At 68.1% G+C, this 23654-nt stretch carries 16 protein-coding genes and 1 pseudogene; 11 read left to right on the forward strand and 6 right to left on the reverse strand.

What is annotated here, in order from left to right; translation table 11 throughout:
- Window positions 1-390 precede the first annotated feature (390 nt).
- The gene (locus AAW51_RS06130; protein WP_047193903.1) at window positions 391-2301 is read right to left on the reverse strand and encodes a glycosyl hydrolase; all 1911 of its coding nucleotides are present in this window, start codon (window positions 2299-2301) and stop codon (window positions 391-393) included.
- 529 nt (window positions 2302-2830) lie between these two features.
- Between AAW51_RS06130 and AAW51_RS06135 the strand changes: the two genes are divergently transcribed.
- From AAW51_RS06135 to AAW51_RS06175, 9 genes are all read left to right on the forward strand, one after another.
- Window positions 2831-4330, forward strand: a complete 1500-nt coding sequence (locus AAW51_RS06135) for a UbiA family prenyltransferase (protein ID WP_238947772.1) — start codon at window positions 2831-2833, stop codon at window positions 4328-4330.
- 7 nt (window positions 4331-4337) lie between these two features.
- On the forward strand, window positions 4338-7739 hold the full coding sequence (locus AAW51_RS06140) for a PH domain-containing protein (RefSeq protein WP_157359634.1): 3402 nt from the start codon (window positions 4338-4340) through the stop codon (window positions 7737-7739).
- A 34-nt stretch (window positions 7740-7773) separates the two neighbouring features.
- The gene (locus AAW51_RS06145; protein ID WP_047193905.1) at window positions 7774-8145 is read left to right on the forward strand and encodes a DMT family transporter; all 372 of its coding nucleotides are present in this window, start codon (window positions 7774-7776) and stop codon (window positions 8143-8145) included.
- A 19-nt stretch (window positions 8146-8164) separates the two neighbouring features.
- Window positions 8165-9367 (forward strand): glycosyltransferase family 4 protein, encoded by a 1203-nt coding sequence (locus AAW51_RS06150; protein WP_083438113.1) that lies wholly within the window; start codon window positions 8165-8167, stop codon window positions 9365-9367.
- Window positions 9364-10710, forward strand: coding sequence for a glycosyltransferase family 4 protein (locus tag AAW51_RS06155; protein ID WP_238947773.1), 1347 nt, complete (start codon window positions 9364-9366; stop codon window positions 10708-10710). Before AAW51_RS06150 ends, AAW51_RS06155 begins: the two co-directional genes overlap by 4 nt.
- Before the next feature lie 109 nt (window positions 10711-10819).
- Entirely contained in the window at window positions 10820-12058 is a 1239-nt protein-coding gene (locus AAW51_RS06160; protein ID WP_053013374.1) for a glycosyltransferase family 4 protein, read from the forward strand.
- Window positions 12059-12376: 318 nt separating this feature from the next.
- The gene (locus AAW51_RS06165; protein ID WP_047193907.1) at window positions 12377-13162 is read left to right on the forward strand and encodes a WecB/TagA/CpsF family glycosyltransferase; all 786 of its coding nucleotides are present in this window, start codon (window positions 12377-12379) and stop codon (window positions 13160-13162) included.
- An 89-nt stretch (window positions 13163-13251) separates the two neighbouring features.
- Window positions 13252-14574 carry a UDP-glucose dehydrogenase family protein gene (locus tag AAW51_RS06170; RefSeq protein ID WP_047193908.1) on the forward strand — a complete coding sequence of 441 codons (1323 nt, stop codon included), beginning with the start codon at window positions 13252-13254 and terminating at the stop codon, window positions 14572-14574.
- Window positions 14575-14815: 241 nt separating this feature from the next.
- Window positions 14816-15436 carry a class I SAM-dependent methyltransferase gene (locus AAW51_RS06175; protein WP_047193909.1) on the forward strand — a complete coding sequence of 207 codons (621 nt, stop codon included), beginning with the start codon at window positions 14816-14818 and terminating at the stop codon, window positions 15434-15436.
- 111 nt (window positions 15437-15547) lie between these two features.
- On the opposite strand, the pseudogene AAW51_RS06180 reads toward AAW51_RS06175, so the two are convergent.
- From AAW51_RS06180 to AAW51_RS06200, 5 genes and pseudogenes are all read right to left on the reverse strand, one after another.
- Window positions 15548-16480 (reverse strand): annotated as a pseudogene (locus AAW51_RS06180) (mannose-1-phosphate guanylyltransferase/mannose-6-phosphate isomerase); the annotation flags it as partial.
- On the reverse strand, window positions 16375-17361 hold the full coding sequence (locus AAW51_RS28955; RefSeq protein WP_157359635.1) for a mannose-1-phosphate guanylyltransferase: 987 nt from the start codon (window positions 17359-17361) through the stop codon (window positions 16375-16377). The pseudogene AAW51_RS06180 and the gene AAW51_RS28955, both read right to left, overlap by 106 nt.
- A gap of 36 nt (window positions 17362-17397) precedes the next feature.
- Window positions 17398-18429, reverse strand: coding sequence for a UDP-glucose 4-epimerase GalE (gene galE / locus AAW51_RS06190; protein ID WP_047193911.1), 1032 nt, complete (start codon window positions 18427-18429; stop codon window positions 17398-17400).
- 39 nt (window positions 18430-18468) lie between these two features.
- A complete protein-coding gene (locus tag AAW51_RS06195; protein WP_047193912.1) occupies window positions 18469-19716 on the reverse strand; it encodes a porin family protein in 1248 nt (415 codons plus the stop codon).
- Between the two features lie 94 nt (window positions 19717-19810).
- The gene (locus AAW51_RS06200; protein ID WP_083438115.1) at window positions 19811-21205 is read right to left on the reverse strand and encodes an undecaprenyl-phosphate glucose phosphotransferase; all 1395 of its coding nucleotides are present in this window, start codon (window positions 21203-21205) and stop codon (window positions 19811-19813) included.
- A 359-nt stretch (window positions 21206-21564) separates the two neighbouring features.
- Between AAW51_RS06200 and AAW51_RS28960 the strand changes: the two genes are divergently transcribed.
- Both AAW51_RS28960 and ubiB read left to right on the forward strand, forming a co-directional pair.
- The gene (locus AAW51_RS28960) at window positions 21565-21987 is read left to right on the forward strand and encodes a hypothetical protein (protein ID WP_238947774.1); all 423 of its coding nucleotides are present in this window, start codon (window positions 21565-21567) and stop codon (window positions 21985-21987) included.
- On the forward strand, window positions 21984-23537 hold the full coding sequence (gene ubiB, locus AAW51_RS06210) for a ubiquinone biosynthesis regulatory protein kinase UbiB (protein ID WP_047193915.1): 1554 nt from the start codon (window positions 21984-21986) through the stop codon (window positions 23535-23537). Before AAW51_RS28960 ends, ubiB begins: the two co-directional genes overlap by 4 nt.
- Window positions 23538-23654 lie beyond the last annotated feature (117 nt).

Raw genomic sequence — 23654 nt, forward strand, 5'->3', positions numbered from 1 at the left:
ACGGCCCAACGATAGACGCTCGAGTTCATTCTGAGTCCTGGGTATGTTGCATTTGCCTGAAGACCAAACAAGGTCCATGCCGCGCTGTACGCGAGACAAAAGTGACGTGTTTGGACAGGAACTAGCGGGCGCGCGAGCGAGGTACCGACGTGATCGGTGTAACGTCCTGGCGGACGAGCCTCGTTCTCCCGCTGCGGTGTTGTCAGGCAGTGCCAGCCTGAGCGTCTTTCACCGATGCGTTGTAGGGATTAACGGCGGATCTGGCGGGGTCACTGACACCGCATTTGAAACGAGGATGCCGGTTATGTAACTGGTTGATGCTGGCCGGGCATGAATCGTGATACAGCTGACGATCCCCGCCCGGCCGGGGCCAACGGCGTGCCTGCTGCCTTACTGCAGCAGCACCGGGTCCAGCCCCAGCTTGACCTGCCGATTTTCGGGAACCCGTTCGACGTCACCGTCGAGCTTGGCGGCTCGCCCCACCTGCCACTCCGCCGGCAGGCGCACCGTGGTTTCAGGCCCGAGCGACCAGGCGATCACGAAAGGTTGGTCGCCCCGCTGCATGCGATAGACGTAGATGTCGGAGCCGCTGCGATAGGCATCGACCACGCGCGCGCCCCGCAGCCACTCCACAGCCTTGTTGTAGCTGCGGCCGGCGAGTGTCGGCGTCTTGTAGTCGCGCTCGAGCATGGCCTCGCCGGGCAGCCGGCCTTCCCAGAAGTAGTAATCGAAGTTGCGCACGCCGGCGTTCCACATGGTCAGCATCGCCCGCAGGGCATGCGAGCGCAGCTGGGCTTCGCTGAACTCGATGGGCTTGCAGTTCTGTACCTTGGCGTTGCACAGCAACGAACCTTCGGTGTTCCACAGCGGCTTGTCGCCCACGCCGTGCTTCTGCATCACGCGGCGCACGTTGCGGATCGGCGACGCGAGCGACTCCGGCTTGACGTCGTAGTACCAATGGAACGCGATGATGTCGACCAGCTTGCCGCCGCCTTCAGCGAGGAAGCGGTCGAGCCACTGCACGCCCTGGCCGGCGGTGAGGCCCGGCGAGAGGATCTGGTTGGCCGGGTCGATCGCTTTCAGTTCGTCGCGCGCGATGCGGGTCATCTGCACCATCGTCTCGACGGGACCCTTGTAGAAGGCCGAGTAGTCGGCTTCGTTCCACACTTCCCAATACCGGATCTTGCCCGCATAGCGCTTGCCCACCGTGCGGACGTAGTCGCGCCAGTGCTCCAGGTCGCGCGGCGGCGCGCCGTGCCCGAGGCCATAGCCGTTGCGCCACTCCGGCTGCGACGAGGCCCAGGTGGGCGATTGCCCCATCGTGTAGATGATCTTGGTGTCGGGATCGTGCTTGCGGATGTGGTTGACGTAGAGGTCCAGGCGCCGCCACCCGGGGCCGGAAAAGTCCCACTGGCCCGGCTCCGGCTGCAGGTCCTTCCAGGTCGTGCGGGTGTCCCACAGTCTCACCACGCCAGGGCGGAACGACGGCCAGTTCTGGTGCGAGCCGAGTCGCATCAGGTGGACGCCAAAGAACTCGTCCGGGATCGGATCGGTGTTCACGCTCGCAATCGGGTTGCCCTCGATCGCCTCGATGTTCACCTTGTCGACCCACAAAGGTGCGTCGAGCGTCTTGGACGCCAGGCGCAACGAGGCCGGCGCGTCGCTCACCGCCGTGCCCTCCAACTCGACGGTCTGCCAGCGCTGGGTGACCTTGACCGACTTGATCGCAAACGGGTCGTAGGGCGCGACGTCACGCCGCAACATGGCGTCCACCTGCGCGTCACGGTCGCTCTTCACGCGCAGCGTCGCGCGGTAGCTGGTGCCGGACTTGAAGGGGTAGGGGAAGGTCAGGTGGGCGTCTCCGTCACCTCGATCGATCACGCGAAAGCGTAGCGCCTGTTGCGCGCCGCCTTCGCCGTTGGTGGACCCAGCAGCAGCAGCAGCGCTCGCCAGCGTGCGCGGGCCTTCCAACTGGAATTTCGGCGCTCGTTTGCCCCAGGCATTGACTTTGGGTGTCAGCGGAGCGGCGACGGCCGCGGCGCGCAAAGGCGCCGCGCGGCCATTTGCCGGCGCTGCCGCGGCGGCCGAACTCGCCGGCAGCTCGATCACGCCGGTGCTGTCGTCAGCGCTCATGCCGACGGCCGGCGCCACGCACAGCGCGAGCGACGCCAGCCATGGCTTCGAGGCCTCGAGGGGCGACCAGCGGGCCGCCAGGGCGGCGAGGCTCACGCGCCGCCGCGCCAGCAGGCCGGTGGGTGCGTGCGGCGGGCAGGCGCGGGCGTCTTCGGGGGGCAGGTACACGTTGGGGTCTCCGGGAGAGGGCCGCGCCGGGCGCGGCGAGGTGCCGATGTTCTGGCATCCAGGGCGAACATGATGCGTTGAACGCGCGACAACACGTAGACAAATGTGACGTGGGGCGGCTGGCGGGTCTCCACGCCCATGGCACGGCTCCGCAGCGACAGCGCGGGCGAGCGCCACATCTTGGCGCGCGGGGCGATGGGCCGGTTGCCAGAGCGAGGGGCGCCTTGCGCGCGCGATGGCGCGCAAGCGGTGAGCGCCCCCTCCGCACCCCCCCTCATTCGTGTAGTCAGCACGCGTGCCGCGCGCCAGCGCGCGCCGCTGCAGGTATAACCGCGGCCGTGCAACGCCGGAACGGTTTGACACACGACTGCCACTGGCATGGGCGATGCTACGGGTTTGCCCGTACCTCCGTATCGGCTGTGCAGCGCACGCGCCGCGCTCCTCGCGCGCGCCACGCGAGTCCTTGAACCTGAAGCCGCCGCTGTCTTACTAGAGACGCGGCTGGTACTGCTGTAGACGCAGGGAGAGCATGCAGAACCACAACGTATTGCTGAAGGCGGAGCACTTCGGCACGGACACACCGAGCGCCATGCCGGCCGACACCCTTGCGCCGCTATACGTAGACCTCGACGGCACGCTGATCCGCTCGGACCTGCTGCTCGAGTCCGCCATGCGCTTCGTTGCCGCTCAGCCCCTGCAGGCGTGGCGCCTGGCCGCCTGGCTGATGCGCGGCAAGGCGCATTTGAAGGCCGAACTGGCCGCGGCGGTCAATCTGGACGTTCGGTGCCTGCCCTATAACGAAGAACTGCTGGGCTATCTGCGCCAACAGCGTGCACTGGGCCGTCGCATCGTGCTGGCGACGGCGAGCCATCAGAAATACGCCCAGCAGATCGCCGAGCACCTGGGCTTGTTCGACGCCGTCATCGCCAGCGACGGCAGCGTCAATCGCAAGGGCGTGCACAAGCTGGAGGCGATCCGCACCGACGCCGGCGGTCGGTTCGCCTACGCCGGCAACGACCAGGTCGACCTGGACGTCTGGCGCGAGGCCGACGCGGCCCTCGTCGTCAATGCCAGCGCCGGTGTGCGTCGGCAGGCCAATGCGGTGACCCGCGAGGAACTGCATGTGCCGCCGCAGAAACCCGGTGTGAAGGTGTGGGCCAAGGCGATCCGGCTGCACCAGTGGGCCAAGAATGCGCTGCTGCTGCTGCCGGCCCTGCCGATCGCCGGCGACTTGCTGCCGTCTCACTGGATCTCCTTGCTGATCGGCTTCGTGGCCTTCGGCCTGTGCGCGTCCAGCGTCTATCTGCTCAACGACCTGATGGACCTGGAAGCCGACCGGGCCCACCCGCGCAAGCGCAAGCGCCCACTCGCCTCCGGTGCGGTGTCGCTGCCCGCCGGCGTGGTGTTGTCGGTCGGCATGCTGGCGGCCGCCTTCTTGCTCGCCGCCGTGGCGATGCCGCTCGGCTTCGTGGCCACGCTGGGCGTCTACTGGATCTCGACCCTCGCGTATTCGCTGTACTTCAAGCGGCGGGTGTTGCAGGACGTGTTGATGCTCGCCGGCCTCTACACCTTGCGCATCATCGCCGGCGCCGCGGCGATCCAGGTGATGCCGTCGTTCTGGATCATGTCGTTCTCGATGTTCCTGTTCCTGAGCCTCGCGTGCATCAAGCGCTATGTCGAACTGCGCGATGCCGAGCTCAGCGAGAAGGTCAAGGTCGTCGGTCGCGGCTATGGCGTGTCGGACCTGCCCTTCGTGCAGTCGGTCGGCACGTCGGCGGGCCTGGTCGCGGTGCTGGTGTTCGCGATGTACGTCAACGATCCCACCACCGCGAGCCATTTCACGCGGCCGGCCGCGCTGTGGACCATCTGCCCGCTGGTGCTGCTGTGGGTGAGCCGGGTCTGGCTGAAGGCCAGCCGGATGGAGCTGCACGACGATCCGGTCGTGTTTGCCGTCACCGACCGCGCCAGCCAGCTGATCGCGGTGTTGTCGGTCGTGGCGCTCGCCGTCGCGTCCGGCGTGCTGTTCTGACCGCGTCATGAGCGTGCCTCTCCAGGAGCAGGCGGGCCAGCCTTCGTCCCGCAGTTGGCGGTTGTCGACCGACCAGTGGTGTTGCCTCGGCCTCACCGTGCTGGCCTTCGTCACCGCTTTCGCTTTGGGCGTGACCGCACCCGACCGGCTGTATGCCCCGGAAACCCTGCTGTTCTGGACCGATGCCGGCAACGGCTGGTTCCAGTCGGACGTCGTGCGGGTGCTGGGCGACATGAGCGAATGGGACGGCGACCACAAGCGCGCCCGGGTCCATCCGATCTTTTCGCTGGTGACGATACCGGTCGTCGCGGCGATCCAGGCCTTGCTGTCGGTCGACGCGCGCACCGCCACCGCCCTCTACGGTGGCGCCACGGCGGCCGCCACCGTGTGTTTGCTGTTCCTGACGCTGCGCCGCCTCGGCCGCACGACGCTGGAGTCGGCGCTGCTGTGTTTGCTGCTGGGTGTGAGCGCTGGCTGGCTGTTTTTCTACACCATCCCCGAGAGCTTCCAGCTCGGTGCCCTGACCATCGCGATCGTGCTGTTCGTCGGCTCGGCGCCTGTGGCGTCGGCCCGGCGCGAAGGCCTGCGGGTGTCGCTGGCCAGCGCGGCCAGCCTGTCCATCACCGTGACGAACTGGATGTTCGGCTGGCTGCTGGCCATCACCCGGCTGCGGCCGCTGGCGGCGCTGATCGCCACCGTGGCGGCCTTTGCCCTCGTGGTCGGCCTGGCACTGGTGCAGCAGCGGCTGATGCCCACGACAGCGCTGTTCACCGAGGGCACCAACGAGCAGTCCTACATCCTCAAAGAGGACGCGGGCGGCCCGCTGCTGATTTCGAAGGTGTTCTGGTTCGACAGCATGCTGGCGCCCCAGCCCGACCGGGTCGGCCCCAACCCGTACTGGAAGGGCTTGTCGATGCAGCGCGCCGACCTCGGCTCGGGCTCGCTGGTCGGCTGGCCGGCGCTGGTGCTGTGGATCGGCGTGCTGGCGCTGGGCTTCCTCGGGTTGCGGCATGCACGAGCCCCGAAAGGCTTCCGTCTGCTGCTGCTCGGCGGGCTGGCCGGTCAATGGGCGCTGCACCTCGTCTACGGCGAAGAGACTTTCTTGTATGCGCTGCACCTCGCGCCGTTGCTGGTGGTGCTCGCCTCGTTCGCCTTCGAATCGCGCTTGCGGCCCCTGGTGCTGATCGCGCTGTTCGCGATGGTCGGACTGTTCGCTTTCAACAATGTGACGGTGCTGGTCGACAGCAAGGCGTACGCCGCACGGCTCGGCTCGACCCGCACGGCCTTGCTCGAGGAAATGCAGCGACGCCCGCTGGGCCCCTGGCCGCGCGGTGACGGCCACGTGCTGGTCGGCACGCCGGGCAGCGCGTTGGGGGCCAAGGGCTATTTCGAGCCGGGGGGCAGTTTCTCGCCCTGGGTCGGCTCGTTCGGCATCTCGCTCTGGGTGACCGACAACACCGGCAAGACGCGCCACACGAGCGACAGCTTCCCGAAAGAGCAGACCACGCAACGTGTGACGCTCGAGCAGGGGCGCTGGCCCGGCGTCGCGTTCGAAACCCCCGCCTACACCGGGCGTTGGCAGCAGGACGTCGGCGGCGGCGCGTGGCGTTTGCGGCTAGACGCCAGCGCGTCCTTGCCGGGCGAGCAGCGCATCGAGCTGCTGCTGCGCGGCGTCGGGCCGGCCGCCGGCCCGGTCGAGCGCCTCGAGTGGTCGCCCGAGACGCATGAACTGCAGGTCAACGGCCGCTGGCGCGTGCGGCTGCCGGAACAGGCGCAAGTCCAGCTGGGCGACGAACAGCGCGACGCCTTCGCGGCACCGCAGCGCGTCAACTCGATCAGCAGTGCGACCGGCTGGGCCTATGCCCGGGTGGTGCTGCCGCGGGCGGCGGTCGTCGTCAGCATCGAGCCCTTGCAGGCGGTCAACGAGGCCGGCCCGGCGGTGCAGGTGCCGCAGATCGAAGGCACCGATGCCGTCTTCGTCGACAGCCTGCGCGCCCAACTCTTCCACCTGGGCATGGCCATCGACCGGGGCACCTTGCCGCCGGGCGACCCGCTGAACTACGGGCAGCCCTGGACCCGCGAAACGGCTTATGCCGTTGCCGCGCTGGCGCGAGCCGGCAACCTGGTGCTGGCTCGCGACCTGGCGATGGACCTGGCACGCCGCGACTTCTTCGGTGGCTTCGGCTCCGAGGCGAGTGCGCCCGGCCTCGCGCTGTGGGCGCTCGAAGAGTACGCCTCGCGTGCCGGAGATCCGGCGTTCGACCGCGCGGTGTGGCCGCACGTGAGCCGCAAGGCGCAATGGCTGCTCGACTGTCTGGGCGCAAAGGGGGCGCTGCTGGCCGAACCGCAGGGCCCGTTCCTGGCGCGCTTTGCCATCACCCAGGAGACCAAGCTCGCCTGCCTGCCGGGCAGCGACGGCCTGATGGCAGGCCGCACGGACTGGCATGTGCCGCGCATGTATTTGTCGGCGTTTGCCTACCGCGGCCTGATGGACGCGGCGCAGTTCGCGACCCGGCTCGGCCACAGCGCGCAGGCGGCCCAATGGCGAGGCGCCGCCGAAGGTCTGCGCCAGGCCTGGAACCGCCGCATGGCGGAACAGGGCGCGGGCGGCCAGCCGACGCGCGACGACCTGGTGCGCTGGATGCGCGCCGGTGCCGAGGCGCAAGGCTTTTTCGGCGCCCGCAACGTCGCCAAGCTGTGGGCCGGCACCCGCAAGGAAGGGGGCGATCTGGCCAATCCGCGCACCTACGTCACCGGCACCTGGCCCACCGGCATCGCGCGGGAGGCACGGCAGGCCTATGCGCAGCGGCTGCATCAGCAGGACGTGCCGGGCCCGGTGGCGGGGGCGCCGATGCCCAAGAAGAGCTATTTCGACATCGCCATCGCGCACCAGTCGCTCTACCTCGGCCAGCCCGACCGCACCTGGACCACGCTGCAGCGCTACTGGCAGCACCAGGTCTCGCCCGGTGCCTACACCTGGTGGGAGGGCGACGGCGAGGAGAACAGCTCGCACGGCTGGGAGGCCGTGCGGGGCTGGGTCGAGCCGCGCCATGTGACGCCTCACTACGGCACCGCCGCCGAGGTGCTGGCCTTGCAACTCGACATGCTGACCCTGCTCGATCCGGGAGCCGACGAGGCCACCCTGGTGATCGGCGCCGGCGTGCGCCGCGAATGGCTGCAGCGACCCATTGCGGTGCGCGGCATCCAGGTGCGCGGCGCGACGGTCGATTGGCGCTGGGACGGGCAACGGGTCGAGGTGAGCAGTGTGGGCCGCCGTCATCCGGTGCGCCTGGCGCCGGTGTTCCCGCCCGGCACACCGGTGGTGATCCAGCATGCCGAATCGACGGGCGCTGCGGCCGCGCCTGCCGAGCCGGCCGCGTCGGCCGCGCCGGCTGCCGCCACGCCGTGACAACGTATCGTTCGAACACACAAGGAAGTACAAGATGACCGCAAGACTGCTCCTGCTCATCCTCACCAGCGTCGGCATGTCGTCGCTGGCCCAGATCATGCTGAAGTTCGGCATGTCCAAGCCCGGCATGCAGGGGCCGTTCGACGGTGCCGGGCCGGTGGCGCTGGCCTTCGCGACCAACCCGTTCGTGGTCGGCGGCCTCGCCCTCTATGGGCTGGGGGCGATGGTCTGGCTGGCGGTGCTGGCGCGCATCGACGTCAGCGTCGCCTATCCTTTTGTCGGGCTGGGGTTCATTCTGACGATGGCCCTCGGCTATTGGTTGTTCAATGAACCGCTGTCCACCGCCCGCGTGCTTGGCACGCTGCTGATCGTGTCGGGCGTCGTGCTCGTCGCGCGTTCGGCCTGAGGGCCGGCAAAGGACCGTCATGTCCAAGCAAGATACCCGAGTGGTGGTGTTCGACCAGGCCATCGCGGCGGCCAGCCCCGCGGGCAGTTGCGTGCTGGCCGAGATCGTGGGGCTGGCCGAGTCGCGCCGCATCACGGTGTTCTCCGACCGGTGCGAAGTGGCGCAGCCGGGGCGCATCGACTGGGTGCGCGTGCCGCTGCCCAAAGGGCCGATCGTGTTGCGCTACGTCGCCTTCCAGCTGCTCGCGCCGATGCTCTACACGGCCTGGCGGCTGCGCGGCAACCGGGCCGACCAGGTGCAGACGACGCAGGGGCAGTACGTGGGCGCCGACATCGCCTACGCCCACTTCTGCCACCGGGCCTATCTGAACGGCCCGTGGAAGTCGTCGCCGGTGAAGGGCCTGCGCCGGCTGGCGCGTGAGGCCAACCATCGCTTCAACGCCATCTTCGAGCGCCGTGCCTTTCTGCGTGCACGGCGTATCGTGGTGCCGTCGCTCGGGCTGGCGCGCGAGTTGTCGCGCGAGTATCCGGACGTCGCCGATCGTATCGTCACGATCGCCAACCCGGTCGACGTGGCCCGTTTCGCCCGCCCGGCCGACTTCGACCGGGCCGCGTTCCGGCAGCCGCTGGGCCTTGCGCCCGATGCCGTGGTGCTGTCGTTCATGGCGCTGGGCGACTTCGCCCGCAAGGGGCTGGGCGTCGTGATCGAGGCCCTGGCCGGGCTGCCCGAGCCCCTCCGGGCGCAGGCGCAGGTGCTGGTCATCGGCGGCCAGCAGCGTGAGATCGACGAGTACCAGGCGATCGCCACGCGCCATGGTGTGGGCGATCGGCTGCGTTTTGTCGGCCTGCAGAAAGACGTCAGGCCTTATCTCTGGGCGGCCGACGTGTTTGCGTTTCCGTCGCTTTACGAGATCTTCTCGTTGGCCATCCTGCAGGCCGCCGCGGCGGGCCTGCCGACCCTGGTGACCCAAGGACTGTACGGCGCCGAAGAATTCGTGCGCGACGGCGAGAACGGCTGGCTGGCGCCGCGCACGCCCGAAGGTGTGCGCGCCGCGCTGGCGCAGGCGATCGGCGAGCGGCACCGGCTGCCGCAGTGGTCGGCCGCGGCCCAGCAGGCGGTGCAGCAGTATTCGCGCGAGGCCTTCGTCGCGAAATGGCAGAACCTGTACGCCGGGCTCGATGGCGCGCAAGCCGCAGTGGGTGCAGCGGAGGTGACGCAATGACCGTCGTCGGCAGGCCCGAGGGGCACGACCACGTGATGCCGCTGCCCGGCCAGCGCCCCATGGCGGGGATGAGCCGGGTCGCGACCGCAGGCGCGGCACCGTCTTCGCCCACGCCGCCCGGGACCGGACCGACGTCGCATCAGGAGCGCGGCCGCGGCGCGCCGCAGCTGCAGCGGGTGCTGTTCGTGCACAACGGCTACCGGGTGCGCGGCGGCGAGGACAGCGTGGTCGACTCCGAGATCGAGTTGTTGCGCCAGCGCGGCCACGAGGTCATCGAATACCGGCGCCACAACGACGAGATCGGCGCCGGCTCCAAGTTGAGCCTGCTGCGCGACACCATCTGGTCGCCGCGCAGCCACGCCGACGTGCGCCGGCTGATCCGCGAGCAGCAGGTGGACGTGGTGCATGTGCACAACACGCTGCCCTTGGTGTCGCCGGCGGTCTACTGGGCCGCGGCGGCCGAGTCGGTGCCGGTGGTGCAGACGCTGCACAACTTCCGGCTGATGTGCCCGCAGGCGCTGTTCCTGCGGGAAGAGCGGGTCTGCGAAGACTGTGTGGGCCATGTGCCGTGGCGGGCGGTGAGGCACCGCTGCTATCGCGATTCGACAGTGCAATCGGCAGTCGTGGCGGGCATGTTGACCACACACCGCATGCTCGGTACCTATCGCGACAAGGTCACCCGCTACATCGCGCTCAACGAGTTCTGCCGCACCAAATTCATCGAAGGCGGCCTGCCGGCGGACCGTATCGTGCTGAAACCCAACTTCGTCGACCTGCCGCCGCAAGACGTCGCCGAGCGCCGCCAGGGCGGTCTGTTCGTCGGGCGGTTGTCGAAGGAGAAGGGCTTGAGCGTGCTGAGCGAGGCCGCGAAGCGGCTGCCGCAGCCCAACATCACGGTGATCGGCGGCGGTGAGCTGGAACCCGAGGCGCGCGCCGCCTTCGGCGAGCGTATGGTGGGCTTCAAGCCGCTGCCCGAAATCCTGGCGCTGATGTCGGCCGCGAGTTATCTCGTGATCCCGAGCATCTGGTACGAGAACTTCCCGCGCACCATCGTCGAGGCGTATGCCTGCGGACTGCCGGTGATCGCAAGCCGTTTGGGGGCCTTGCCCGAGATCGTGGTCGAGGGCCACAGCGGCCTGCTGTTCGACCCCGGCTCGCCACAGGACCTGGCGGACAAGCTCGCCTGGGCCGAAGCGCATCCGCACGAGATGCGCCAGATGGGGCACAACGCGCGCGCGCTCTACGAGCGGCTCTACACGCCACAACGCAACTACGAGCGATTGATCGAGATCTACGCCGAGGCCCGACAGGCCGTGCCCGGTCGCGCCGCCCAGGCCGCATGAGCCCGGGACCGCGTGGCGCCGGGCGGGCCCGGCGCCACGCGGCATGCTCCGGTGTGTCGAGCCGGCACAGCGGGGTCGACCGCAACTTCGTGCAGCGATGCAGGATCGTATGAAACAAGAACCGACCGTCATGCTCAAGCAAGCCAGCGGCAGCCCGCCGGACACCCCGGCGGGCGTTGCCGCCGCCCCTCAACGCGCCACCGGCACCTCTGTGCGCCGCCCCCGCGCGGTGGTGGTGCAACGGCGCATGACCCACTACCGCCTGCCCTTGTTCGAGCAGATGCGCGCGCGGCTCGACGCGATGGGCATCGAGTTGACCGTGGTCTACGGCGACCCGAAGCCCGGCGAGGCCGAGAACAACGACGGCGGCGACCTTTCATGGGGCGTGCACGTGCCCTGCCGGTATCTGTTGCGCGAGAAGGTCTGCTGGCAAGACCCGTCGGCGGTGCTGCACGACGCCGACCTGATCGTCGTGACGCAAGAGAACAACCTGCTGTTCAACTACCTGCTGCCGATGAAGCACCGCGGGTTGAAGCGAGCCTTCTGGGGGCACGGCCGCAACTTCCAGGCGCTCAACCCCAACTCGCTGAGCGAGCGTTTCAAGCGGCTGTTCGTCAGCCGGGTCGACTGGTGGTTCGCCTACACCGACCTGAGCGCCGACGTGGTGGTCGACGCCGGCTTTCCGCGCGAGCGCATCACGGTGCTCAACAACGCGATCGACACCACCGCGCTGCAGCAGCACCTCGACAGTGTGACGCCCGAGCGGGCAGCAGCCGCGCGCCAGGCCTACGGCATCCCGCCGGGGCCGATCGGCCTGATGCTGGCCTCGCTGATCCCCGACAAGCGGCCCGAGTTCCTGCTCGAGGCGGCGCGCCGGGTGCGCCAGCAGGTGCCCGACTTCCAGCTGGTGCTGGTGGGCGAGGGCCCGCTGCGCGACATGATCAAGCGCGCCGCCGCCGAGTCGGGCGGCTGGGTCCACTGGATGGGGCTGCGCAAGGGCGCCGAAAAGGCCGAGCTGCTGAAGATGAGCACCGTGATGCTCAACCCCGGCAAGGTCGGCCTCAACGTCGTCGATGCGCTGCAGGCGCGGGTGCCGATGATCACCACCGACTGCAAGACCCATTCGCCCGAGGTTTCTTACCTTCGCCACGGTGTCAACGGCCTGATGACGGCCGACGATATCGATGCGTATGCGAACAGCATCGCCGAGTTGCTGCGCGACGAAGTGCGGCTGGACGTGCTGCGCGATGGCTGCGCGCGCGAAGCCGCGACGATCTCGATCGAGCAGATGGCCGAGCGCTTCTGCGAGGGCATCCGCGAGTGCCTGGCGGCGCCGGCCAAGCGATGAGGGCGTGGGAGGGGCGACGCGCAGCGGCTTGGCGTTGCGTCCTGACACCGATGAAAGAACTTCACATGCTAATTTCTCGCCGGCGCGCCACGGCGATGCCGCTGCTAGAGGGGCGCGCCGCGACAGCGGGCGTCGCCCGGCCCGAAGCTTGCATTCGGCGGCGCAGGCGCGCCCATTTCAACCCTGCAGGAGGATTACCATGCTGCTGACCGCCGAGACGACGGTCGCCCCGACCGACCCTGGCCGCGACGCCAGGTCGCTGCAGCACACGCGCGCCGCGGGACGGCGTGCGGTGCACCGGAGCCAGAAGAGAGCACCATGACACAACAGGCAGTACCTTCCCGCAGCGTCGGCTCGGTGCTTGGCTCGCCCATCGACGCGCTGTCGTGGGACGAGGCGGTCGGCCGCCTGGTGAACTGGGGCGGGCGGCGCGAGTCGCGCTACGTCTGCATCTGCAACGTGCATTCGGTCGTCACCGCGACGCAGGACAGCGAGTTCCGCAAGGTCATCGACCATGCCGACATGTCCACGCCCGACGGCGCCCCGGTGGCCTGGGCCTTGCGGCGCGCCGGGTTCGCCGGCCAGGACCGCATCAACGGCCCCGACCTGATGTGGAAGTATTTGGCCGAAGCGCAACGCCTTGGTCAGGTGGTGTTCTTCTACGGTGGAACCGACGACACTCTCGCCAAGCTCCAGCAGGCCTTGCTGAAGGCGTTCCCGCGGCTCAAGATCGGCGGCATGGTGTCGCCGCCGTTCCGTCCGTTGACGCCGCAGGAAGACCAGGCCTACGTCGACCAGATCAACGGGGCCGGCACCGCGGTGCTGTTCGTCGGCATCGGCTGCCCCAAGCAAGAGAAGTGGATGGCCGCTCACCGGGGCCGCGTGCATGCGGTGATGGTCGGGGTCGGCGCGGCGTTCGACTACCATGCCGGCACCATCAAGCGGGCGCCGCTGTGGATGCAGCGGTCGGGCCTGGAATGGTTTTACCGGCTGATGAGCGAGCCGAGGCGGCTCTGGAAACGCTACCTGGTCACCAATAGCATCTTCGTGATGCGCATGCTGCCGGCCATCTTCTCCGGGCGCACCGCGGCACGCGGCCGGTGATCAGGTCACCGGCAGGCAGGCAGGCAGGAAACAGGGGGGCCGCGCAGTGCAGCAAGGCCCGCTCGAATGAACATACAAGAGGTTGAGTCATGAAGGTCACGGTCGTCGGTACCGGTTATGTGGGCTTGGTCACGGGCGCGTGCTTGTCCGAGATGGGCAACCACGTGTTGTGCCTGGATGTGGACCCCGAGAAGATCCGGGTGCTCAAGGAAGGCGGCATCCCGATCTATGAGCCGGGGCTGCTGGAGATGGTGCAGCGTAATGCGGCGGCCGGCCGCCTCGAATTCACCACCGACATCGAGCAGGCGGTGGCGCACGGCACCATCCAATTCATCGCCGTCGGCACGCCCCCCGACGAAGACGGCTCTGCCGATCTGAAGTACGTGCTCGCCGCGGCCCGCAACATCGGCCGTTTGATGACCGACTTCAAGGTCGTGGTCGACAAGAGCACGGTGCCGGTGGGCACCGGCGACAAGGTCAAGGCGGCGGTCCAGGACGAGTTGGACAAGCGCGGCCTGAAGCTCGATTTCGCGGTGGCCTCCAACCCCGAGTTCCTGAAAGAAGGCGCCGCGGTGGCCGACTTCATGCGCCCGGACCGCGTGGTGGTGGGCGCCGAAGACGAGCGCGCCATTTTGCTGATGCGGGCCCTGTACGCGCCTTTCGTGCGCAACCACGACCGCATGATGCTGATGGACATCCGCAGCGCCGAGTTCACCAAGTACGCCGCCAACGCGATGCTCGCCACCCGCATCAGCTTCATGAACGAGCTGGCGCTGGTGGCCGAGAAGCTGGGGGCCGACATCGAGCTGGTGCGCCAGGGCATCGGCAGCGACCCGCGCATCGGCTTCCACTTCCTGTACGCCGGCTGCGGCTACGGCGGCTCGTGCTTCCCGAAAGACGTCAAGGCGCTGATCAAGACCGCGGCCGATGCCGGCCAGCCGCTGCAGCTGCTGCAGTCGGTCGAAGAGGTCAACGACCGCCAGAAGCTGGTGCTGGTCGACAAGATCGTCAAGCGCTATGGCGCAGACCTCTCCGGCAAGACCTTCGCGGTCTGGGGCCTGGCCTTCAAGCCCAACACCGATGACATGCGCGAGGCTCCGAGCCGCGTGATCATCGAAGAGCTGGTGCGGCGCGGCGCCAAGCTGCAGGCTTACGACCCGGTCGCGGCGCACGAGGCGCAACGGGTGCTCGAAGACGTGTCGGGGCTGAGCTTCGCCGAGTCGGGCCCGGCAGCGCTCGAAGGGGCCGATGCGCTGGTCATCGTCACCGAGTGGAAGGAGTTCCGCACGCCCGACTTCGACGCGCTGCGCAACTCGCTGCGCGACAAGACGGTGTTCGACGGGCGCAATCTCTATGAGCCGGCGCTGATGAAGACGCTGGGCCTGGAGTACCACGCGATCGGCCGGGCCTGATCGCCGCTGTGGCGGCGGACGCTGCGGCCCCTTGGGCGGCGGCGCCGGTCGCCGCAGGGCAGGGGGAGCCGCGGCGGCGTGGCTGACCGGATACTCGAGCACAAGGGGCGCTGCGGCGCCCCTTGTGCTTTTTTGCTGTTCCGTGGCTGAGGACCTGAGTGACTTACTGCCGATGCTGCATCGGCCCGGTCCCGGTAAAGTTCAAAGCGCACGACATGACACGGGCGAGCGGGGGAGACGGATGCAGTCCAAGGAACACTGGGAACAGGTCTACAGCACCAAACACACCACCAGCGTGAGCTGGTTCCAGGAACATGCCCGTCAATCCGTCGACCTGATCCGGCGGGCACGCGGGGCGGAGCAGGCGGCCATCATCGACGTCGGGGGAGGCGCCTCGACCTTGGTGGATGACTTGTTGGCGGAGGGCGATGCCGACATCACGGTGCTCGACCTCTCCGAGGCCGCCTTGTCGGCAGCCCGGGCACGGCTGGGCGAGCGCGCCGCAACGGTGACATGGCTCGCAGGCGACATCACCCGGGTCGAACTTCCGGTTCATGCCTACGACGTGTGGCACGACCGGGCGGTGTTCCATTTCCTGACCACCCACGACGAGCGCGAGGCCTATGTCAGGGCGGTGTTGCGTGCCGTCAAGCCGGGCGGCCACGTCATCGTCGCGACCTTCGCCGAGGACGGCCCCGAGAAATGCAGCGGGCTGCCGGTCATGCGCTACAACGCCGAAACGCTGCATGCCGAGTTCGGCCGGCCGTTCACCGTGCTCGGGCACGAGCGTGAGGAGCACCGCACGCCGTTCGGGACGGTTCAGAAGTTCATCTACTGCCTGTGCCGCAAGGAGCCGTGCTGAGCTGAAGGCCTCAGCGCGGCCCGCGGTGGGGTAGACGACGGTCGGGTCGATGCGGCCGGCTGGTGAACGGGCGACGTCAGCGCCGCCGCCCGTGGTGCCGCCGCCGGCGGCTTACTTCGACGAGCTGGTGCGCCCGTAGGTGTCCTGGAAGCGGACGATGTCGTCCTCGCCCAGGTAGGAGCCCGACTGCACTTCGATGATCTCGAGCGGAATCGTCCCCGGGTTGGCGAGCCGGTGCACCTCGCCCAGCGGGATGTAGGTGCTCTGGTTCTCGGACAGCAGGAGCTTCTTGTCGCCGCAGGTCACTTCCGCCGTGCCGGACACGACGATCCAGTGCTCGGCACGGTGATGGTGCATCTGCAGCGACAAACTCGCCTTGGGCTTGACCATGATGCGCTTGACCTGGAAGCGCGGGCCGGCGTCGATGCTGTCGTACCAGCCCCAGGGGCGGTGCACCAGACGGTGCAGCGTGCCTTCGGAGCGCTCGCGCTGTTCGAGCTGCTGCACGATCTTCTTGACCTCCTGGCTGCGGCTGCGGTCGGCGACCAGCACCGCGTCGGGCGTCTCGACGATCACGACGTTGTCCAAACCGACCGCGCTGACGAGGCGGCTGGTGGCGTGTACCAGCGTGTTGCGGCTCGATTCGATCACCGCGTCGCCTTGCGCCGCGTTGCCATGCTCGTCCTTGGGGCTCACCTGCCACACGGCTTCCCACGCGCCCAGGTCGGACCAGCCGGCGTCCAGCGGCACCATCTTGACCGCGAAGCCGCACTTCGGGTCGGCGGGGCAGCGCTCCATCACCGCGTAGTCGACCGACTCGCTCGGGATCGCGGCGAACTCGTCTTTGCCGGGGCGGATGAAGCCGTTGTCCGCCACGCGCGCCTTCCAGGCCGCTTCGGTGGCGTCGGCAATGTCAGGGCGGAACTGCGCCAGCGCCTTCAACCAGACCGAGGCCCGCAGCACGAACATGCCGCTGTTCCAGTAGTAGCAGCCTTCCTGCAGGTAGCGCTCGGCGGTGGCGGCGTCGGGCTTCTCGACACCTGCCACACGGCTTCCCACGCGCCCAGGTCGGACCAGCCGGCGTCCAGCGGCACCATCTTGACCGCGAAGCCGCACTTCGGGTCGGCGGGGCAGCGCTCCATCACCGCGTAGTCGACCGACTCGCTCGGGATCGCGGCGAACTCGTCTTTGCCGGGGCGGATGAAGCCGTTGTCCGCCACGCGCGCCTTCCAGGCCGCTTCGGTGGCGTCGGCAATGTCAGGGCGGAACTGCGCCAGCGCCTTCAACCAGACCGAGGCCCGCAGCACGAACATGCCGCTGTTCCAGTAGTAGCAGCCTTCCTGCAGGTAGCGCTCGGCGGTGGCGGCGTCGGGCTTCTCGACGAAGGCGGCGACCGGCTGCGCCACGCCCTCGCCGCCGCGGGTGCGGATGTAGCCGAAGCCGGTTTCGGGGCGGTCGGGGCGGATGCCGAGGATCACGATGCTGCCGTCGGCCGCGGCCTGCACCGCCTCGCGCAAGGCCGCGGTGAAGGCGGCGGGGTCGGTGACCGTTTGGTCGGCGGGGGTGACGACCAGGATCGGGTCTTCTTTCGCGCCCAGCTCGTCGCGCGCGTACAGCGCGGCCAGCGTGAGCGCCGGCGCGGTGTTGCGGCCGGTCGGCTCGAGCAGCAGGGCCGACGCCGTGACCTTCATTTCACGCAGCTGGTCGAGCGTCAGGAATCGGTGTTCCTCGTTGCCGACGATGCAGGGGCTGCGCACCTGGGTCGCGCCGTCGGCCAGGTCGGTCAGCCGGCGCACTGCCTGCTGAAACAGCGTTTCGGTGCCCGACAGGGCCAGAAACTGCTTCGGGTACAGGGCTCGGCTCAGCGGCCACAAACGGGTGCCGGAGCCCCCGGCCATCACGACAGGAAGAAGGGTATGGTTCATCTGTAGTCCCTGGTAAGTCTTGAGGGCGTAGGACCTTCAGGCGGCGGCGCCGGGCGTGCGGAAGCCGGTCGGGTTCTGGCTCTGCCAGCGCCACGAGTCGGCGCACATCGCGTCGAGGTCGCGCTGGGCTTGCCAGCCGAGCAGGGATCGGGCCAGCGCCGGGTCGGCATAACACGCGTCGATGTCGCCGGGCCGGCGTGCGACGATCTCGTAGGGCACCGGACGGCCGCTGGCGCGTTCGTAGGCGCGCACCACGTCGAGCACGCTGTAGCCCTGGCCGGTGCCAAGGTTGACCGTGACCGAGCGACGCTGCTCGAACAGGTAGCGGAGGGCGGCGACGTGGCCTTCGGCGAGGTCCATCACATGGATATAGTCGCGCACGCCGGTGCCGTCAGGTGTGTCGTAGTCCTTGCCGAACACCTGCAGTCGGTCGCGCTGGCCCACGGCCACCTGCGCCACGTAGGGCATCAGGTTGTTGGGTATGCCTTGCGGGTCTTCGCCGATGCGGCCGCTCGGGTGCGCGCCCACGGGGTTGAAATAGCGCAGACAGGCGATGTGCCACGCGGCGTCCGACTGCTCGAGATCGCGCAGGATCTGCTCGCTCATCAGCTTGGTCGCGCCATAAGGATTGGTGGTCGACAGCGGCGAGTCTTCGCGGATCGGCAGCCGCTCCGGCTTGCCGTAGACGGTGGCCGACGAGCTGAACACCAACCGCTGCACACCGTGCTGCTGCATGGTCTTGCAGACGTTGATCAGGCTGCCGAGGTTGTTGCCGTAATAGGCGAGCGGCTTGCGGGTCGACTCGCCCACCGCCTTGAACGCGGCGAAGTGCACCACGGCGTCGATGCGGTGCTGTTCGAACACCGTTTGCAACGCGGCCGGATCGCCGACGTCGAGGCGGTGGAAGACCGGCGCCTTCCCGCCCAGCTCCTGCAGGCGCACCAGCACCTCCGGTGAGCTGTTCGAGAAGTCGTCGACGCCCACGACGTCGAAGCCGGCCTCTTGCAGGGCCAGCCAGGTATGGGAGGCGATATAGCCGGTCGCTCCCGTCAGCAGAATGGTGGGCATGATGCCTCTCTTTCTTTCTTGTCGCGGCCGTGCTGCCGTCTATTGCAAGGCGAACTGCGCCATGCAGCCGACGGACTCGGCCTTGTAGGGGAAGCTGAAGTTGCGGTTGTCGCTGCTCACGCGACGCTTTTCCCAGTTGTAGTTGCAGCCGGCCAGCCAGTTGCGCGAGATGTTGTAGTCGAGGCCCAGGCCCGCAACGTTGGTGCGGTCGCGGCCGCTTTGCCCCGTGGGGAACGACTCCTCGAGCTTGCGCCGGGACTGCCGCAGGCCCAGGTTGAGGCGAATCTTGGCGGTGGCCTGGTAGCCGATCCCGAAACGATAGGAATTGATCTGCGTGGTGTTCTGTACCGGGAGCTGCGCGTCGCCGAATTCTTCCGGCAGGCCGGGAATCGTGAACGCGCCGGTCTCGTCGTCGGTCTCCCGCACGAAGGCCGCGTTGAAGCTGAGCTTGCCGGTGGGGCGATAGCGGTAGGCGAGCGAGCCGGTGAAGCCCTTGAAGTCGCGCGCGTCGACGAGCTCGTGGTCGGTGCGGGTGCGACTCAGACGTGCATCGAAGTTGCTGAGGCCGTTGGGACGCCAGCTGACGGTGAAGTCGAGATCGTCGCGATCGTATTTGTCTTCCACGCCCGGGCGGAAGTTGGGGATGCGTCCATCGGTATGGCGCACGGCGACGCCGAAGCTGATCAGGTCGGTGGGCCGATAACGGGCGCCCACATTGAACATGTGGGACTCTTGCTCCTGCGGCTGGAAGGCCTGCGCGCTGTATTCCTGTTCACGCCAGGTGTAGCCGGTCTCCAGCACCCACAACGACGCCATGCCAAGACGGGCCTGCCCGCCCAGCATCTGCTGGCTCACCATGTTTTTCTCGGTGACGCGGGAGGTGGCGGTGCCCGACTCGAAGCTGGCCAGCCCCCGCGATGTGCTGTAGTTCAGCCCGCCGGAGAGGCGGTTGACGGTTTCGAGGGCGGCGCGCACGTTGAGGCCGTAACCGGTGTTGTCCAGGTGCGATTCGTCGTGGTAGTTCGTGTGCTTCACATACGCATCCGCCAGCAGGCGCTGGCGGCCGATCGGCTGGTCCAGACCGACGCTCAGCGTGCTGGCCGACGAGGTGTCGCTCTTTTCCGCGCTCTCGACGTTGCGATAGACGTTGGACTCGCGGGTGAACGCCTGCTTCGCCCTCAGGTAATAGGGGTTGGGATCCGCAGAGGCACCAAAGGCCACGAGCACGGATGCAGCCGCGACGGTCAGTTGCAGCGCCGGAAGGCGACGCACGGGCAGATGGGACATGCAAATCTCTCCTGTTTCTTTGGGGATGATTTTTGGGGAGCGTGCGGCGCCATGCCGCACAAGGGGCCCGAGGGCGGGACTCAGGGAGCCGTTCTCAATAGGCGTGGCGGTCGAAGAACATCAGGCGCGCTGTCCGGGCGATGATGAGCAGGTCGAGTCCGAGCGACCAGTTGCGCAGGTACTCCAGGTCGTATTCGACCCGGGCTTCCATCTTCTCGATCGTGTCGGTCTCGCCGCGGTGCCCGTTCACCTGGGCCCAGCCGGTGATGCCCGGCTTGACCTTGTGGCGCACCATGTAGGCCTTGATCATCTTGCGGTACTGCTCGTTGTGCGCCACGGCATGCGGACGTGGCCCGACGATGCTCATGCGCCCCTGCAGCACATTGAAGAACTGGGGCAGCTCGTCGAGCGAGGTCTTGCGGATGAAGGCGCCGAACTTGGTGATGCGCGGATCGCCCTTGGTGGCCTGCTTGACCACCGGGCCGTTGTCCATCGTGCGCATCGAGCGGAACTTGTAGACGGTGATCTCTTCGCCGTCGAGCCCGTTGCGCTTCTGCCGGAAGATCACCGGGCCGGGCGAACTGAGCTTCACGCCGATCGCCAGCATCAGCAGGATCGGCGAGATCAGGATCAGGATGATCAGCGCCAGCACGATGTCGCTGATGCGCTTGACCATCGCATTGGTGCCGGTGAAGGGCGTCTCGAGGATGCCGACCACCGGCACGCCGTTCACGTCCTGCAGCCGGCCCTGGATGATGCTGATGCCGAACACGTCGGGCACGAAGAACAGCGAGGCGGTGGTTTCCTGCAGCGACTCGAGCAAATCCTTGATGCGGGGCTGAGAGGTCAGCGGCAGGGTGATGTAGACCTCGCGCACGCCGTGCCGGGCGACGTAGGCGGACACTTCGTTGAGCCGGCCGATCAGCTTGTCGGAGGCGTCCTGGTGCACGCGTGCATCGGTCCGGTCATCGAAGAAGCCCATGAAGTCGATGCCGAAGCCCTCATGCCCTTCGAGCGCCTTCGACACCTTCATGCCCAGCGGGCCGGCGCCCACGACGATGGCCGAGCGGCGCGCCTCGGGCTTGCGGGCGCTCATCTTGACGATCTCGCGGCCGGCGACGACGGCGCCGAACTGGATCAGCGGCGTCAGCACCGCCCAGGCCACCAGCACCTTCTGGTCGAACTGGTCGAGGCTGCGCGTGGCGTAGCCGCACAACGCCAGGATGGCCAGCAGGCTCACCCAAGACGTGGCGACATCGACCACCGCGGTCAGATTGGCGTCCTTGAAGCGGTTGCGGCCCGGAAACGACAGGGCGAACACGAGCAGGCACAGCGTCATCGCCGCGCCGTCCACCGGCTCGTGGTAGTACCACATGATGGCCAAAAAGCAGGCCACCGTGATCGCAGGCTCCAGAAAGGCCGCCACGAAGGACGTGACGGACTGCGGCGCGTTATAGAAGGTTCTTGTATACGTTCGGTCTTCAAACATGGAACTGCCCGTCCACCCTGTCGAGCCCGTGGAGTCCACGTACTGCCCTGAAGCACGCACAACCTCCCGAGCTGCACGCACATGCCTCGCAATGTTCGGGCCACCGCAATGGCGGGGCACCATGGCCGATCGGCCGCTGCGCAGGCGACATCGGATTCTCGCAGAGCCGGGTGACATTTTCGCCACCCACTCACGGGTATCGCAGGGCCTGTCCCTACAATCGTTGGATGCTGCAACAACTTTCAAGCCATTTCGGCCCCGCGCTGGTCGAACGCCTGACCCTGGCACTGAACCACGTCCTTGCCTCTGAACCGCAGGCAACGCAGCGGCTCATTCCACATGCTGCAAGAACACTTCACGTGAGCCTCCAGGGGGTGTCCCCGCTGTTGCATTGGCCTGAATTTCTTGCGTTTCGTATCACCCCGGCCGGCTTGCTCGAGGTTGTCGACGCGCCGGCCGGCACCGAGGGCGACCTGCACCTCGGCATCGACCTGTCGCAACCCGGGCGTCTGGTCGAATCCTTGCTCACCGGCCGCCGGCCGTCGGTCTCGATCCGCGGCGATTCGCAGCTGGCCACCGACGTCGGCTGGTTGATGGACAACCTGCGCTGGGACTACGAAGACGACCTGGCCCGGGTGGTGGGCCCGGTCGTCGCGCACCAGGCGGCCCGGGTGATCCGCGCCACGTCGGGCGCGGTGCGCCAGGCGCTGGGGACGCTGGCACGCTGGGTGCCAGGGCGAGGGGACGCCGACACGGACGCTTCCGCCCGGCGTCCCTCATGAAAAGGCTGTTCCGGCTCTGGTTCATCGCGCTGACCCTGCTGCGCTACGGCGTGGACGAAGTGGCCCTGCAGGGGCTGCGCCACCCGTCGGTGCGGCTGCTGTTGCGCGTCGTCACGTTCGGGCGCCGCCTCGAGGCGCCGCGGGGCGTGCGGCTGCGGCTGGCGCTGGAACGGCTGGGCCCCATCTTCGTCAAGTTCGGGCAGGTGCTGTCCACCCGCCGCGACTTGCTGCCGCCCGACATCGCCGACGAGCTGGCGCGCCTGCAGGACAACGTGCCGCCGTTCCCCGCCGCGATGGCCGTCGCGATGGTCGAGCAGGCCTTCGGCCGCCCGCTGGACGCCGTGTTCGCCAGTTTCGAGCGCACGCCGGTGGCCAGCGCGTCGATCGCCCAGGTGCATTTCGCGGTCCTGCTCGACGGTCGCGAGGTGGCGGTCAAGGTGCTGCGGCCGGGCATGCTGCGGGTGATCAACGAAGACCTGGCGCTGCTGCGCACGCTCGCCAACTGGGTCGAGCGGGTGTCGGCCGACGGCAAACGTTTGCGCCCGCGTGAGGTGGTGGCGGAGTTCGACAAATACTTGCACGACGAGCTCGACCTGGTGCGCGAGGCCGCCAACGCCGCCCAGCTGCGGCGCAACATGGCGGGGCTGAACCTGGTCATCGTGCCGGAGATGATCTGGGACCTGTGCACCGAGCAGGTGATCGTGATGCAGCGCATGAACGGCGTGCCGATCAGCCAGGTACAGCGCCTGCGCGACGCCGGCGTCGACATCAAGAAGCTGGCGCGCGACGGCGTCACCATCTTCTTCACCCAGGTGTTCCGCGACGGCTTTTTCCATGCCGACATGCACCCCGGGAACATCCTGGTCAGCCTGGACGAGGCGAGTTTCGGGCGCTACATCGCGCTCGACTTCGGCATCATCGGCACGCTCACCGAGTACGACAAAGACTACCTGGCCCAGAACTTCATCGCGTTCTTCCGGCGCAACTACAAACGGGTGGCCGAGTTGCACCTGGAAAGCGGCTGGGTGCCGCCGGGCACCCGCATCGACGAGTTGGAAGCCGCCATCCGGGCCTGCTGCGAGCCCCATTTCGACAAGCCGCTGAAGGACATCTCGCTCGGCCAGGTGCTGCTGCGGCTGTTCCAGACCTCGCGGCGCTTCAACGTCGAGATCCAGCCCCAGCTGGTGCTGCTGCAAAAGACCTTGCTCAACGTCGAGGGCCTGGGCCGCCAGCTCGACCCCGATCTCGACCTGTGGAGCACTGCGCAGCCCTTTCTCGAGCGCTGGATGAACGAGCAGATCGGCTGGCGCGGCCTGTGGGAACGGCTGAAAAACGAGGCGCCGCGCTATGCCAAGCTGTTACCCGAGCTGCCGCGGCTGCTGCACCATTCGCTGTCGGCGACCCCCCAGGGCGAGCGGCGCGAACTCGAGCTGCTGCTGGCCGAGCAGCGCCGCACCAATCGTTTGCTGATCGCTGCGCTGATCGGCGGGGCGGGTTTCTTGCTAGGGCTGGTCGCAGCCCAGGTGATGCCGGCGCTGGCCGCCTGGTAGCCGGCGCCTGCCGCGGGCAGGGCCGCGGCGCGAGGCCGCCGGCGGCCGCCGGCCGGCTGTCGGCGCCCCTTCGGCCGCCGCCCTCTTGGCACCGGGGGCGTTCCAGGGATAATCGCG

The sequence above is a fragment of the Caldimonas brevitalea genome (genome assembly GCF_001017435.1).
GTDB classification, from domain to species: Bacteria; Pseudomonadota; Gammaproteobacteria; order Burkholderiales; family Burkholderiaceae_C; genus Caldimonas; species Caldimonas brevitalea.